The sequence below is a fragment of the Zoogloea sp. genome (genome assembly GCF_017302315.1).
GTDB lineage: Bacteria > Pseudomonadota > Gammaproteobacteria > Burkholderiales > Rhodocyclaceae > Zoogloea.
In genome coordinates, this window is record NZ_JAFLDT010000013.1 from 39,512 (window position 1) to 53,753 (window position 14,242).

The 14,242-nt window shown below is 63.4% G+C and carries 13 protein-coding genes; 8 read left to right on the top strand and 5 right to left on the bottom strand.

The features are described from left to right. Together J0L98_RS06675 and J0L98_RS06680 are read left to right on the top strand one after the other, a co-directional pair. A complete protein-coding gene (locus J0L98_RS06675) occupies positions 1–1,515 on the top strand; it encodes a DegQ family serine endoprotease (protein WP_296410814.1) in 1,515 nt (504 codons plus the stop codon). A 179-nt stretch (positions 1,516–1,694) separates the two neighbouring features. Next, positions 1,695–3,740 carry a TonB-dependent receptor plug domain-containing protein gene (locus tag J0L98_RS06680; protein ID WP_296410815.1) on the top strand — a complete coding sequence of 682 codons (2,046 nt, stop codon included), beginning with the start codon at positions 1,695–1,697 and terminating at the stop codon, positions 3,738–3,740. Positions 3,741–3,796: 56 nt separating this feature from the next. Here J0L98_RS06680 and J0L98_RS06685 read toward each other — a convergent pair whose 3' ends face one another. From J0L98_RS06685 to J0L98_RS06700, 4 genes are read right to left on the bottom strand one after another with little or no spacing between them, the layout of a single operon-like run. Then, on the bottom strand, positions 3,797–4,132 hold the full coding sequence (locus tag J0L98_RS06685; protein ID WP_296410817.1) for a P-II family nitrogen regulator: 336 nt from the start codon (positions 4,130–4,132) through the stop codon (positions 3,797–3,799). After that, entirely contained in the window at positions 4,129–7,245 is a 3,117-nt protein-coding gene (locus J0L98_RS06690) for a CusA/CzcA family heavy metal efflux RND transporter (RefSeq protein WP_296410818.1), read from the bottom strand. The genes J0L98_RS06685 and J0L98_RS06690 overlap by 4 nt, the downstream gene beginning before the upstream one ends. 3 nt (positions 7,246–7,248) lie before the next feature. After that, positions 7,249–8,400 carry an efflux RND transporter periplasmic adaptor subunit gene (locus tag J0L98_RS06695; protein WP_296410819.1) on the bottom strand — a complete coding sequence of 384 codons (1,152 nt, stop codon included), beginning with the start codon at positions 8,398–8,400 and terminating at the stop codon, positions 7,249–7,251. Further along, positions 8,397–9,659, bottom strand: coding sequence for a TolC family protein (locus tag J0L98_RS06700; protein WP_296410821.1), 1,263 nt, complete (start codon positions 9,657–9,659; stop codon positions 8,397–8,399). The genes J0L98_RS06695 and J0L98_RS06700 overlap by 4 nt, the downstream gene beginning before the upstream one ends. A 189-nt stretch (positions 9,660–9,848) precedes the next feature. Between J0L98_RS06700 and J0L98_RS06705 the strand changes: the two genes are divergently transcribed. From J0L98_RS06705 to lipA, 5 genes are read left to right on the top strand one after another with little or no spacing between them, the layout of a single operon-like run. Then, the gene (locus tag J0L98_RS06705; RefSeq protein ID WP_296410822.1) at positions 9,849–10,163 is read left to right on the top strand and encodes a hypothetical protein; all 315 of its coding nucleotides are present in this window, start codon (positions 9,849–9,851) and stop codon (positions 10,161–10,163) included. A 35-nt stretch (positions 10,164–10,198) separates the two neighbouring features. After that, positions 10,199–11,323, top strand: coding sequence for a D-alanyl-D-alanine carboxypeptidase family protein (locus J0L98_RS06710; protein WP_296410823.1), 1,125 nt, complete (start codon positions 10,199–10,201; stop codon positions 11,321–11,323). Positions 11,324–11,336: 13 nt separating this feature from the next. Continuing rightward, on the top strand, positions 11,337–11,606 hold the full coding sequence (locus tag J0L98_RS06715) for a DUF493 domain-containing protein (protein ID WP_296410824.1): 270 nt from the start codon (positions 11,337–11,339) through the stop codon (positions 11,604–11,606). After that, positions 11,603–12,220, top strand: coding sequence for a lipoyl(octanoyl) transferase LipB (gene lipB, locus J0L98_RS06720; RefSeq protein WP_296410825.1), 618 nt, complete (start codon positions 11,603–11,605; stop codon positions 12,218–12,220). Before J0L98_RS06715 ends, lipB begins: the two co-directional genes overlap by 4 nt. A gap of 16 nt (positions 12,221–12,236) precedes the next feature. Beyond that, the gene (lipA, locus tag J0L98_RS06725) at positions 12,237–13,184 is read left to right on the top strand and encodes a lipoyl synthase (protein ID WP_296410826.1); all 948 of its coding nucleotides are present in this window, start codon (positions 12,237–12,239) and stop codon (positions 13,182–13,184) included. A gap of 66 nt (positions 13,185–13,250) precedes the next feature. On the opposite strand, the gene J0L98_RS06730 is transcribed toward lipA, so the two are convergent. After that, positions 13,251–13,697: an NUDIX hydrolase gene (locus J0L98_RS06730; RefSeq protein WP_296410827.1), complete on the bottom strand. Its 447-nt coding sequence runs from the start codon at positions 13,695–13,697 to the stop codon at positions 13,251–13,253. Between the two features lie 336 nt (positions 13,698–14,033). Between J0L98_RS06730 and J0L98_RS06735 the strand changes: the two genes are divergently transcribed. Next, positions 14,034–14,237 (top strand): hypothetical protein, encoded by a 204-nt coding sequence (locus tag J0L98_RS06735; protein WP_296410828.1) that lies wholly within the window; start codon positions 14,034–14,036, stop codon positions 14,235–14,237. Positions 14,238–14,242: the final 5 nt, after the last annotated feature.

The following is a 14,242-nucleotide window of genomic DNA, read 5'->3' on the forward strand; positions in this document are numbered from 1 at the left end:
ATGAAACCTGTCCTGGTTCGATCCACCCTCGCATTCTCGGCCCTCGTCCTCGCCCTGTCCGGCTGCCTTCAGGACGGTGGTGCCATATCGCCGTCCCACGCGGCCAACGGTAGCGCGGCCGGGACTGTCCCCACTACCGCCCAAGTTCCACCTCCCGCCGCCGCCAACCGCTACGGACTGCCCGATTTCTCGGGGCTGGTCGAGCAGGTCGGCCCTGCCGTGGTGAACATCAGTGTGACCCAAAAGATGGCCCGGGGTGGCGCCACGGCGGGGGAAGATCCCTTCGCCGGTGACCCCTTCTACGATTTCCTGCGCCGCTTCGGTGTTCCCGTGCCCGGCATGCCCGGCAATGGCGGGGGCGGCAACCGCAGCCCGGAACAGATCCAGCAGGGAGTGGGGTCGGGCTTCATCGTCAGCGCCGACGGCTACGTGCTGACCAACGCCCACGTGGTCGATAGTGCAGGCGAGGTCACCGTGCGCCTCACCGACAAGCGGGAATTCAAGGCCAAGGTGGTCGGCACCGACAAGCGCACCGACGTCGCCCTCCTCAAGATCGACGCCAGCGGCCTTCCCTTCGTCAGGACGGGCGATGCCGAACGCAGCAAAGTCGGCGAATGGGTAGTGGCCATGGGCTCGCCATTCGGTTTCGAGAACACCGTCACGGCAGGCATCATCAGTGCCAAAGCCCGACGCCTGCCGGACGAAAACTACGTTCCCTTCATCCAGACCGACGTGGCCATCAACCCGGGCAACTCCGGCGGCCCCCTGTTCAATCTGGCCGGCGAAGTCATCGGCATCAACTCCCAGATCTACTCCCGCTCGGGTGGTTTCATGGGCATCTCATTCGCAATTCCCATCGACGTGGCCATGAGGGTGAAGGACCAGTTGCAGAAATACGGCAAGGTCTCGCGGGGTCGCCTGGGTGTCACCATCCAGGGGCTCGACCCCGATCTGGCCCAGAACTTCGGCCTCGACAAACCTGCCGGTGCCCTGGTTGCCAACGTCGAGGCGGGCTCACCCGCCGAAAAGGGAGGCCTGCAAGCCGGCGACGTGGTTCTCGGCGTCAATGGCCAGAAGGTGGACAATTCCGCCGACCTGCCCCGCATCATTGGTGAGCAAAAGCCGGGGACCGTCGTCCGCCTGTCGGTCTGGCGTGATCGCAAGGCCCGCGACATCACCGTCACCCTGGGCGAGCAGGCCGGCGAAAAGGCCCTCGCGGCCAGCCCTGATCACAAGAACGACGGAGCCGGCAACAAACTCGGCCTGGCCGGTCGCGCCCTTACCGGGCAGGAAGCCAGCCGCCTCGGCATTCCCGGAGGCATTGTCGTCGAAGGCGTGAGCGGCCCCGCCGCCAAGGCCGGACTGCAAAACGGTGACGTCATCCTCGGGATCAACAACCAGGGCATCACCAGCGTCGAACAGTTCCGCAAGCTCCTGGATGCCGCCGGAAACCGTTTTGCCCTGCTGATCCAGCGGGGTGCGAGCCGGATCTTCCTGCCTATCCGCATCAACTGAGCGCGTGAATCACCCGTGGCGCCCGCCCCTGGGCGGGCGCCACCCGGAAGTGCGGCATTTCACAAGGAGCAGGAAACGAATTGCACAGGCGAATCGGAACGCCGGTTTTATAATCGCGGGGTCTGGCGGTATTGCACGCAGGGACATGCTCAGACTCCAACATAACAACAGATCGTCCGATGCCCTCGCTGCTCTCCAGGCGGTCCTTGCTCACCGCCCTTGCGGGTCTTGCGTTCACGCATTTCCTGTCCGCCGCATCCGCGCCGGCCGAATACGGCGAGGAAACGCCCTTTTTCGAGGATCTTCCAACGGTCCTGTCGGCCTCCCGACTTCCCCAGGTTCTCAATGAAGCCCCCGGCGCCGTTACCCTCCTTGACCGGCATTTCATCAAGGCCACCGGCTACCGTGATATCGCTCGACTTCTCCGCCTGGTGCCCGGCATGCAGATCGGCCAGGAGCGCGGGCACGCCCAATGGGTCACCTATCACGGCCTGGGCAGCGACTTTCCCACCGAAATCCAGGTGCTGGTGGACGGGCGCTCGGTCTATGCGCCCAGCACCTTTGGTGGTGTCGACTGGTCATCCCTTCCCCTGACCATCGACGAGATCGAACGCATCGAGGTGGTGCGCGGCACCAATTCCAATGCCTTTGGTGCCAATGCCTTCCTGGGGGTGATCAACATCATCACCCAGCATAGCCATCAACAGCGCGGCGGCTCCGGCCACGTGAACGTCGGCACCCATGGCATCTCCGATCTGCGGGCCAGCTGGAACGGCGACGCCGACAACACCGGGGTACGCCTGTCGGCCGCCCAGACCCAAGACAAGGGCTTCAGCCGCCTGAATGACACCCGGGTCAGCCAGACCCTCAGCCTGCGCAGCGACCACCGCCTCAACGCCCGTGACGAACTGACCCTGCGCGCTGGCTACAACCGCCTTGAACGCGGCATGGGCTATCCCGATTCGATCTACAACAACAACGGGGAGCGCACGGCCCGCGCCGAAACCAACACCCTTCACCTGACCTGGCGCCGCACCTACAGCCACGACGAGGAATGGCTGCTCAGCCTCTACCGCAATCACGAATCCAACGCGGAAAGCTGGGTCGCCAGCTCACCCTCCTTCCCTGCCGTCCCCCTGAACCGCAACCGCAGCAGCAACCGCACCAACCTGGAAGTACAGCACCGCTTCGCCCTCGCACCACAGGCTCGACTGGTTTGGGGTCTGGAGGGCCGCCGTGACGATTCCGAAGCCCCTTTCCTGTTTGCCGGGGGCCGCCCACCCAGCGTGAGCATGTATCGCGCCTTTTCAAACCTCGACTGGCACCTCACACCGACGTGGCAGCTAAACCTCGGCGGCCTGCTTGAAAAGAATGGTGACGTCGCCGCCCAGTTCATTCCGCGCGCCTTCATCAACTGGCAGGCCAGCCCCACGGACACCTTCAGGGCGGGCTATGCCAAGGCCTGGCAGCAACGCAATGTGTTCGACATCCACGGGGATGTGCGGGCCCACACCGCCAACAGCGACCCGCGAACCAGCGTTCCGGTTGCCTGGCCCTATGTGCCCAATCCGGATCTGAGAACGCCCTCGGTGGATACCGTGGAAGTGGGCTACCTGGGGCGCTTCCGCGCCATGGATGCCACGCTCGATCTCCGCCTGTTCAACGAAAGGGTCACCAACTTCGTCATTCGCCGCAACATTCCGCCGCCCTTCGCCCCTTTTGTCCTGAGCACGCTCCCCTCATCCCAGTTCATCAACCTCGACTCGGCGGTCACCCTGCGCGGCCTGGAATACCAGTTCCGCGGCAAGCCTCGGGCGGGTACCGAGATCCTCTTCAACCACACTCTGATCGAACGCCGCACCGACGAACCCGAGGTGGCCAAGCGCACCGCACCCTACGTCGCCAGCCTGAGCTGGCTGCAGGACTACGGCACGGGCTGGACGAGCACAGCCAGCATCCTGCGCATGGGCTCACTGGCCGGCGGCTACGGCTATGTGCCCGGCTGCGACTACACCTCCCGGGCCTACACCAGCCTGGACCTGCGCATTGCCCGCGCCTTCCGGCTGGACGGCCGAAGGGCGGAAATCGCCCTCAATGGCATCAACCTGGGCGAACGCCACCAGGAGATCCCCGACCGCTCACAGCAATGCCTGCCGGGCTACCTGAACAAGCCGGTGAATCCGGCCTCGAGCATGGTCTGGCTGTCCCTGGGCATTACGCTTTAAGCGTCTCCGGGAAGGTCATCCTCTCAGCTGCGCCTCCCGGAGCAAAAGCCTTACTCCTATTCGGCCCCACCCCCCTGGTTTCGCCGGATGAAGAACGCTTTCTGCACATCCGTCACCCATACCAGACCATCTCCCGTCTGACCGGTTGTCGCCACGTTGACGATGTGTCCCACGAGCTCGTCAACCATCTCATCCGGCGCGATGATCTCGATCCTCACCTTGTCGGTGAAGTCAGTCAGCTCTTCCTTGATGCTATGGGGAACATGACGTGCCGTCGCCCCACAGCCCTCGGCTTTGCTGATGGTCATCCCGGGAAACCCCGGGAAAGCGCGAAGGGCTTCCCGAAGCCTGGAGAGCTTGTTTGGGCGAATGACAGCCTTGATCTCCTTCATGCTTCGATCTCCTTTTCCTGGAACCAACGATACAACACCGGCAACACCAGCAGCGTAAGGGCCGTAGAACTCAAGAGGCCACCAATCACCACGACGGCAAGGGGACGCGTCACCTCAGACCCCGGCCCCGTCGAGAACAACATCGGGATCAGCGCCAGCAAGGCCACACTGGCTGTCATCATGACAGGACGGAAGCGCTGGCGGCATCCCTCCGTGACGGCCTGGGTGAGTGTCATCCCGTTGGTCTGAAGCTGACGCACACAGGACACCAGCACCACACCGTTCAACACGGCAATCCCCCAGAGATTGATGAAGCCGACCGCCGCCGGTACAGAAAGATACTCGCCCGCCACCAGCAATCCGAACAGGCCGCCGATGGAGGCCAGCGGAAGGACGGTGATGATCAACCCGGCATAGCGTACCGAGTTGAAGAGTACGAAGAGCAGGAAGAAGATGGCCAGGATGGTGAGCGGAACAATCAGCGACAGACGCTTCATGGCACGCTCCATGTTCTCGAACTGCCCGCCCCACTCCAGGTAGTAACCCTCCGGCAGCGGGACGTCCCGAGCGAGACGTGCCTGGGCTTCCGCCACGAAGCCACCGAGGTCTCGACCCTGCACGTTGGCACCAATCACCAGGCGGCGCTTGCCCGACTCCCGGGAGATCTGGGCAGGTCCGTCGATCACTTCCACCTTGGCGACATCGTGCAAGGGCACGACGGCACCATTCGGGGAGCGCAGAACGATGTTGCCGATCGCCTCCGGGTTGTTCCGGTGCATTTCCGGATAACGGACGGCCAACTGGTACCGACGTTCCCCCTCGTACACCTCGGTGGCCACAGCCCCTCCCACCGCCATCTCGATCAATTCGTTGACGTCCGCCACATTGATGCCATGCCGGGCAATCGCGACGCGATCGATCTCGATGTTCAGGTAGCTTTGTCCGGAAACCCGTTCGACTCTGAGGTCCGTCGCTCCCGGCACCGATGCCAGCACGCGGGAGATCTGATCACCCACCCGACGCAGCTCCTCGAGATCATCACCGAAAAGCTTGATGGCGACCTGAGAGCGAACACCCGACACCATCTCGTCCACGCGCGCGGCGATGGGCTGCGAGATGGCCAGTTCGATCCCCGGCAAGGTCTTCAGCCGGTCGCGAATGGCATTCGCGATGTCTTCCTGAACCCAGCCATCGGGCCATTCGTCCATGGGCTTGAGGGTCACGATGGGATCCGACTCGTGGGGCTGCCCCGGATCCGCTGCAGACTCCCCGCGCCCAAGACGAGACACCGCCATCGCAACACCTGGCACCTCCATGACACGACGCAGTGCCTCGAACTCCATCTTGATGGACTCGTCGAGGGAGATGTTCGGCGCCCGGACGATAACCGGCGTCAGCGAGCCCTCCTGCATTGTCGGAATGAAGGACTTGCCCAGGAAGGGAACAACAGCAAGGCTCGCCGCAAAGGCACACACCGCCCCCAGGACCGTGACCTTGGGATTGGCCAAGGCCGCATCAAGCAACCTCAGGTAAGGCTTCTTGAGGACCGCCACCAGCTTCGTGTCGTGCTCGTCCCCCCCTTTGAGCAGGTAGGAGCACAGCACCGGCGTCAGCGTAAAGGACAGCAGCAGGGAGATGCTCAGCGCGATGCCGATGGTCAGCGCCAGCGGGCTGAACATCTTGCCTTCCATGCCCTCCAGGGACAGCAAAGGCATGAACACCAGGATGATGATGCCGATCCCGAACAGCACCGGCGTCCCCACCTCTGATGCGGCATCAAAAATGATGCGCACGGCGGACTCGCCTGTCTTGGAACGCTCACCAAGCCGGACGAACGCATTTTCGACCACCACCACAGCGCCGTCGACCATCAAGCCGATGGCAATCGCAAGCCCGCCCAGTGACATCAGGTTGGCCGATATCCCGTAGTGATTCATCACCATGAAGGTCAGCAATGGCGTCAGCACCAGGTTGGCCACCACGATGAGCGAAGACCGGACGTCCCCCAGGAAGATGAACAGGATCACCACCACCAGCACGATACCCTCGGCGAGCACCTTGCCGACGGTCAGCATGGCGGCATCCACCAGCGTGGTCCGGTCGTAGAACGGCACGATCTGCAGGCCCCCCGGAAGCATCTGGCGCTCGTTGATCTCGGCCACCTTGGCCTTGATGCGCCCAACCACTTCCCGGGCGTTCCCACCGCGGATCATCAGCACGATGCCCGCAACGGCCTCGGTATCACCGTTCTTGATGATCGCGCCCTGACGAACCTCCGCACCGATGTCCACCTCGGCGACGTCCCTGACGTAAACCGGCGTCCCGCCCACCTCCTTGACCACGATGAGGCCGATGTCATCCACCGAACGGATCAGGCCCTGGCCACGGATGATGAGCTGTTCCGCATACTGGGGCAGCACGCCGCCCCCGGAGTTGGCATTGTTGGCCGCAAGCGCCCGGTAGATGTCGTGGGCCGCGAGCTGGTGATACCGCAGACGATCCGGATTCACCCTCACCTGATACTGCTTGGCGTGGCCACCCTGGGTATTGATCTCGGCCACCCCCGGGATGGAGCGGAGCATGGGCCTGACCACCCAGTCCTGGATGGTGCGCCGCTCGATCAATTCCGCTTCGCTCAGCACCCGCAATTTGCCGTCCGCCCCCAGGTCACTGGGATGCTCCAACGTGTATTGATAGACCTCGCCTAGCCCCGTGGACACCGGGCCAAGAACCGGCGCGACCCCCGCCGGCATCCGGCCCATCACCTCGATCAGGCGCTCCATCACGAGCTGCCGGGCAAAATACACATCGGTCTTTTCCGTGAAGACGAGGGTGACGATGGAGATCCCGTTACGGTTGAGCGAGCGCATCTCGGTCAGCCCGGGGAGACCGGTCATCGCGATCTCCACCGGTACCGTGACAAAGCGCTCCACCTCCTCCGGCGAACGCCCGGGAGCCTCCGTGGCAACCTGAACCTGCACGTTGGTCACATCGGGAAAGGCGTCCACAGACAACTTATTGACCGCCATCAGGCCAGCCAGGAGCAGGCAGACGCAGACGACCACCAGGACGATGCGCTGCTTGAGCGCACCGCGGATCAAGGATTCAACCATGGATCAGCCCCCCAGCAGGACACGTCGGCGTTCGTTGTTCAGGTGAAAGGCCCCATCGACCACCACCTGCGCACCGCTTGCCAGACCATTCAGGACGGGACGTACCCCACGACTTTCAGGCCCGAGCTGGACCTTCACCTGCCGGAAGCGATTGCCATCCTCGCTGGCCAGGAAAACGTAGTCCGTGTTGTCCTCCCGAACCACGGCCCCCGCAGGAACAACCAGCATATCCTTGGGCTTTCCGTCGATCAGCATGGTTGCCAGCATCTCCGGCTTGAGTTGCCCGGTCGGGTTGTCGAGGGCTACCCGCACCAGAACGGTGCGGGTCTGGGGGTTCACGGTCTGCCCGACAAAGATCACCTTGCCCATGATTCTCTGGCCATCCAGCGCCGGCACTTCAACTTCAACCGCCTGCCCGGTCAGTGCCATGCCCGACTGCTCCTCGGGAACCTGCGCCACCGCCCACAGCTTGGACAGATCCGCCACCGTGAAGAGCGCATCGGAGGGCTGCACAACCTGGCCCGGCGTCACCTTGCGCTCCACAACGACACCATGGAGCGTGGCCGAGACCGGCGTGGTTGACGAAATCACACCCGATTTGGCCAGGGTTGCGATCGTCTTTTCCGAGAGGCCCAGTACCCGCAACTGATCCGCTGCGGCACGTCGCTCGGCATCGGCCAGCGCGAGCTCGGTTTCCCTGCGTTGTAGTTCAGCAGAGCCGATCACGTCGTTCTGCAGCAGGATGCGGGCTCGCTCCACGGCCTTCCGGTTCAGCTCTGCAGTGGTCTGCGATTTGAGGTACGCCAACTGGGCTGTGGTCAGCTCCGTACTGTTGATGATGGCCAGCACGGACCCCGGTCGAACCTCGTCTCCAAGCTGTGCATTCAGGGATGAGACCCGACCCGTGACGGTCGATCCGATGCGTGCGAGCAGCTGCTCATCAAACGAAATGCGCCCTGCAACGCGCAAGGACTGGACGACAGGGGCCGTCTTGATCACATCGACCTTCAACTGAGCGCGCAATTCCGGGTTGGGCTCGACCAGCGCGGGATCCGGCTTGGCGGCCGGTGGCGCCTCCTCCGGCGCCTTGCTGCAAGCCGACACCAGGGCTGCACTGACGAGAAGCGTAACCAGACGAAAACGTGCTTTAGTCATTTCATTTCCTCAATATTCAGCGCGCGCAGACGCTCGATCTCGATGGATGCCAGCTGCAGCTCATACCGTGCGGCAATCAGTTCGTTACGGGCAGCACGGAAAACGCGCTGTGCATCGAGATAGTCCAGGATGCCTCTCTCGCCAAAGCGGTACGCGGATTCCGCGACCTTCAGGGCCGCCTCGGCCTGACGGAGGATGCCGTTCTCCAGCGCGTTCACCTGGGCGCCGGCGATCTCGAACTGTCTGTAGGTGGACTCGATCGACTGAAGCAGGAGCAGCTCCTGATTCGCCAGATCATTGCGGCTCTTCATCAGCAGGGCATTCGCTTCGGCCACGGGGCCCTGGCGACGATCCCAAAGGGGAATGGTCAAGGTGACACCGTAGCGGCTGTCCCGAATCTCCACGTCCCGATCTTCAACAACCCGGAGCGCCACATCCGGGTGCCGGCGCGCACGCTCCAGCTCAAGCTGTCGCTCAGCCCGGGCAAGCTCTGCACGCGCCCTCAGCAGATCGGGGTTGCGCGCCATGGCCTGCGCACGCAACTCGTCCAGTGTCGGAACCGCGCGCGGGGCACTCAGCTCCCCCTCCACCTCAAACTCGGCGGGCAGGCTGCCCACCAGCCCCCGAAGGGCCGCACGGGCCTGCGCCAACCTCAGCGCGGCACTGTTGGCATTCTTCTGCGCATTCAACAACTCCGTGTCCGACTTGATCAGCTCATACCGGGGAGCCTCACCGGTCTCGACCCTCACGGCCACCCTGGCGCGGATCTGCTCCGCCAGAGCCAGGTCTTCCTTCGTGGCACGCAGCTCGGCCTGACGGCGCAAGAGCTCGTAGAAGCGTTGATCCAGGCGGGTGAGCAGGTCGAGTTCCAGGCTGCGCGCATCCGCACGGCGGACCTCCAGGCCCGAACTGGCCACCCCCAGGCGCGCCTCCCGCTGCCAGGGGTTGTCGATACGCTGGGTGAGCTCAAGGGTCTGCGCCGCCCCAGTGGCAACGCCGTTGGTCCTCGCCCGGGTCCGGCCCGAAAGGAACTCGATTTCGGGGTTGGGGTAGGCACCCGCGGTCACCACCTGCGCACGACCCGCCTCGATCAATGCACGGGCGGCCTGTACGGAAGGATGGGTCGTACGGGCAAGGTCACGCAGCGCGGTGAGGCTGTAGCGTGGCGCAGCAGCCGCTGCGACCGGATCGGCGAGAGCCACGGGCCCATGGATGGCCGCGCCCAGCACCATCAAAGTGAGGCCGAACTTCTTGAACATGGTTGTCCTTTTGCGCCCAGCAAGGGGCGCTATCTCAACTTTCAACTTAAAAGCGATGTTGCAGCGGAGCACTGCGGAAGACAGCCCTGGCGTCACACGCCGGGCAGGCAGACAACGTCAGCCCCGCCTCGGGGGAGGCGACGCCACACGCGGAAGGATCGACTGCCACCCCAACGTGAAGGACACTGGATGGGATTCAAGCAGAAAGCGTGCCCGAAAACCGTGCGCACTGGCCAAGGCCGGGCAGTCGAGCGGGTCGAGGCTGCTCAGATCCAGCTTCTCTTCAGCGGCCGGGTCGAGGGACTGCACCTGCTCGGCCAAGTCGGCCGCGGCAAGGTGGTTGTCCACGGCCATGGAATTGCCCGCCCAGAGGAGGACAAGGCAGGCCAGCACGAGAGAAAGGGTTCGATGGATAAAGTGCATTGCAGCATCAAAGACCATCCACGGCGCGGCGAGTTCCGCATTCACTTACGATTCGAAGGCAGTTCGCGAGGGGAGGCGTGACTATAATCGCACTTTTTTCGGTTTTGCACCCCACCATGCTGCATCGCATCATCCTGCTTCTGCTCATCCTGCCCTCCCTCGCCTTTGCCCAGATGACGCCGCCGACCGTGGCTGCGCGGGCCTGGGTTCTCCTCGATGTGGGGTCCGGCCAGCTACTCACGGCGGAACAGCCCGACCAGCGCATCGAGCCCGCCTCCCTGACCAAGCTGATGACCGCCTACCTGGCGTTCTCGGCGATCAAGAACAAGACCCTGAGCCTGGAGCAGACCATTCCGGTCTCGGAGAAAGCCTGGAAAGTGCCAGGCTCCAAGATGTTCATCGAGCCCCTCAAGCCGGTGACCGTGAACGAACTGCTTCACGGCATGATCGTCCAGTCGGGCAACGATGCCTGCGTGGCGCTGGCCGAAGCCATCGCCGGGTCCGAAGAGAACTTCGCCCAGCTGATGAACAAGGAAGCCGCCCGGCTGGGCATGAAGAACACCCACTTCGAGAACGCCACCGGCCTGCCCCACCCCTCGCACCTGACCTCGGTGCGCGACCTGTCCATCCTGGCCAGCGCCATCATTCGCGACTTTCCCGAGTTCTATCCCATCTATTCCATCAAGGAATACACCTACAACAAGATCAAACAGCCCAACCGCAACCGCCTGCTGTTCATCGACCCGACCGTTGACGGGGTCAAGACCGGCCACACCGAAAGCGCCGGCTATTGCCTGATCGCCTCGGCCAAGCGCAACGAGCGGCGTCTGGTATCGGTGGTGGTGGGTACCGCCAGCGACAGCGTGCGCGCCCAGGAATCCCAGAAGCTCCTCAACTGGGGTTACCTCGCCTTCGACACGGTGAAGGTGTACAGCGCCAATCAGGCGGTGAACGAATTCCGCATCTGGAAGGGCAAGGAAAACATGCTCAAGGCCGGCTTCCTGAACGATTTCGTGCTGTCGCTGCCCAAAGGCGAAGCCGAAAAGCTCAAGGCCAACGTGGTGACCCAGCAGCCCCTGATGGCGCCGGTGACCAAGGGCCAGACCAGCGGCACCCTGCAACTCAGCCTGAACGACAAGCCCGTCGGCGAGTACCCCATCGTGGCCCTCGACGACATCCCCGAAGCCGGCTGGTTCGGCCGCCTGTGGGACGCTATCCGCCTGTGGTTCAAGACGCTCTGAGAAGAGAAACCGGATGACTGAAGAACGCACCACCCTGCTCGAGTTCCCCTGTGAATTCCCCATCAAGATCATGGGCGCACGGGTGGATACCTTTGCCCAGACCGTGATTGAAGTGGTGCTGTGCCATGCCCCCGATTTCGACCCCGCCACGGCGCAGATGCGCCCCTCGGCCAAGGGCAACTACCTGGCCATCACCTGCACTGTCAGAGCCACCTCCCAATCCCAGCTTGACGCCTTGTACACCGAGCTATCGTCCCACCCCATGGTGAAGGTCGTCCTGTGATCGTCCGCCACCTGGGGCTCGCCCCCTACGAGCCCACCTGGCGGGCGATGCAGGAATTCACCACCCACCGCGACGCCGCCACCCCGGACGAGCTATGGCTGGTGCAGCACCCGCCGGTGTACACCCTGGGCCAGGCCGGCAAGCCCGAGCACTTGATCCGCCCCACGGAAATCCCGCTGGTCAAGATCGACCGGGGCGGCCAGATCACCTACCACGGCCCCGGCCAGGTGGTGGCCTACCTGCTCCTCGACCTGCACCGCCGCCGCCTCAAGGTGCGCGAGATGGTGCAGCTACTGGAGCAGGCCCTCATCGACTGCATCGCCGACTACGGCCTCGACGCCCGCCGCAAGGACGGCGCGCCAGGGGTTTACATCGACGGCGACAAGATCGCCGCCCTCGGCCTGCGGGTGAAGAACGGCTGCAGTTACCACGGACTGTCCCTCAATGTCGATATGGACTTGACACCATTTACGTGGATCAACCCTTGCGGCTATAGTGGGCTCAAGACCATACAACTCAAGGACTTCGGCGTGACCGAGGCCCCCGATGAAGTCGCCGAGCGGCTTCTCGGCCACCTCCGGCGACATTTTCCCGACGTCCCCCCCACCGCCTGACCAAAGGACGACCCCCATGGATTCCGAGAGCCGCAAGCAGCGCGGCGCCGCCAAGACCGCCCGCATCCCCATCAAGATCGTTCCTGCCGAACGCATCAAGAAGCCCGACTGGATCCGCATCAAGCTGGGTGCCGGCATTGAGGCCGAGCGCTTCAACGAGATCAAGGACACCCTGCGCGAGCACAAGCTGCACACCGTCTGCGAAGAAGCCTCCTGCCCCAACATCCACGAATGCTTCGGCAAGGGCACGGCCACCTTCATGATCATGGGTGACATCTGCACCCGCCGCTGCCCCTTCTGCGACGTGGGCCACGGCCGCCCGGAGCCCCTCGACGTGAGCGAGCCGGCCAACCTGGCCAAGACCATCGCCGCCATGCGCCTCAACTACGTGGTGATCACCAGCGTGGACCGGGACGATCTGCGCGACGGCGGCGCCGACCACTTTGTCCAGTGCATCAGTGCCACCCGCGAGGCCAGCCCCAAGACCACCATCGAGGTGCTGGTGCCCGACTTCCGCGGCCGCATGGAGATCGCCCTCGACATCTTCGACCAGGCCCCGCCGGACGTGATGAACCACAACCTGGAAACCGTGCCGCGCCTCTACAAGCAGGCGCGCCCGGGCGCCGACTACGCCTACTCATTGGAACTGCTCAAGCAGTTCAAGGCCCGCCACCCGGAGGTCAATACCAAGTCCGGCCTGATGGTCGGCCTGGGCGAAACCGACGATGAGATCCTCGAAGTGATGCGCGACATGCGCGCCCACAACGTGGACATGCTCACCATCGGCCAATACCTCCAGCCCTCCGGCGGTCACCTGCCGGTGCTGCGCTACGTGCATCCCGACACCTTCAAGATGTTCGAGACCGAAGCACTGAAGATGGGCTTCAAGAACGCCGCTTGCGGCCCCATGGTGCGTTCGAGCTACTGGGCCGACCAGCAGGCCCACGGGGCCGGTGTGGTCTGATTTAGAAGATTAAGCCCGGGGGCCTGGGGAAGATTCCGTTCAGGCCCGGGCCGCCCTCAAGACCGCTCAGGGCTGACGCAGGCTGCCGAGCAGGCCCTTCTTGATGGCAATCGTCGTCGGCCGATTGAACTTGGTCGGCAGCCGCTTCGGCTTGAACCAGCCGAAGTTGGAATGCTCCCGATTGAGGCGCGGCACCACCTCGCGCTCAAGCCGCAGCAGGTAGTAGTGCATCTCGCAATCCCCGGACCGGCTTCGACGCTCGCCGGACACCTGGCCGATCTTCACCAGCTGCTTTTCCTTGACGCGCAAACCGGCCTCCTCCGCCAGCTCCCTCAACAGCGCCGAGCGGGGAGACTCCCCGCGATCTGCGCGGCCTCCGAAGAAATTCCACGCCCCACCATTGTTCACCACGCTGGAGCGCTTCCCGAGCAGCACCTTGCCCGTGTCCACGCACTGGATGATGGCCCAGGCACCGGCCTTGCGAGAAGGGGAGTTCAGACGTTCCTTAGCCATGGGACAGGAGACTCAGACGGTTGAGGTAAGTAGGGCAGATGCGCTTTCCGCAAGCCCGACATTGTTATAAACACTTTATATCGATCTTCTGTTGCAATAAGGTTGCAGTTGCACAACAACCCGCGTTTACGCCCGCCGGGTTCAAAGCAATCATGCTCTCCAGCTAAGCAATAAACGATTTATACTATTTATACACTTCTTCATGCAAGGCATGGATACACAATGAATATGTCAACGCGTGCCAAGCGGGGCACACAAGAATCGGATTCCCCGGAGCCCCCAGCAAGTTCCGGGCCGACAACGGCAAAGAAGCCGCCCGCGCGCTCAAATCGACCGGTGCGGGACAGCTTCACCTTCCCGGAATCCGACTACGCCCTGTTTGCCCTGCTGAAGAAGCGCGCCCTGGCAGGCGGCTGCGAGATCAAGAAAAGCGAACTGATCCGCGCCGGGCTCATCCTTCTGAACACCTTGTCCGACACCGCCTTGATCGACGCGCTCAACAAGATCGAGCGCGTAAAGACCGGCCGCCCGAAAAAATAGGCGCT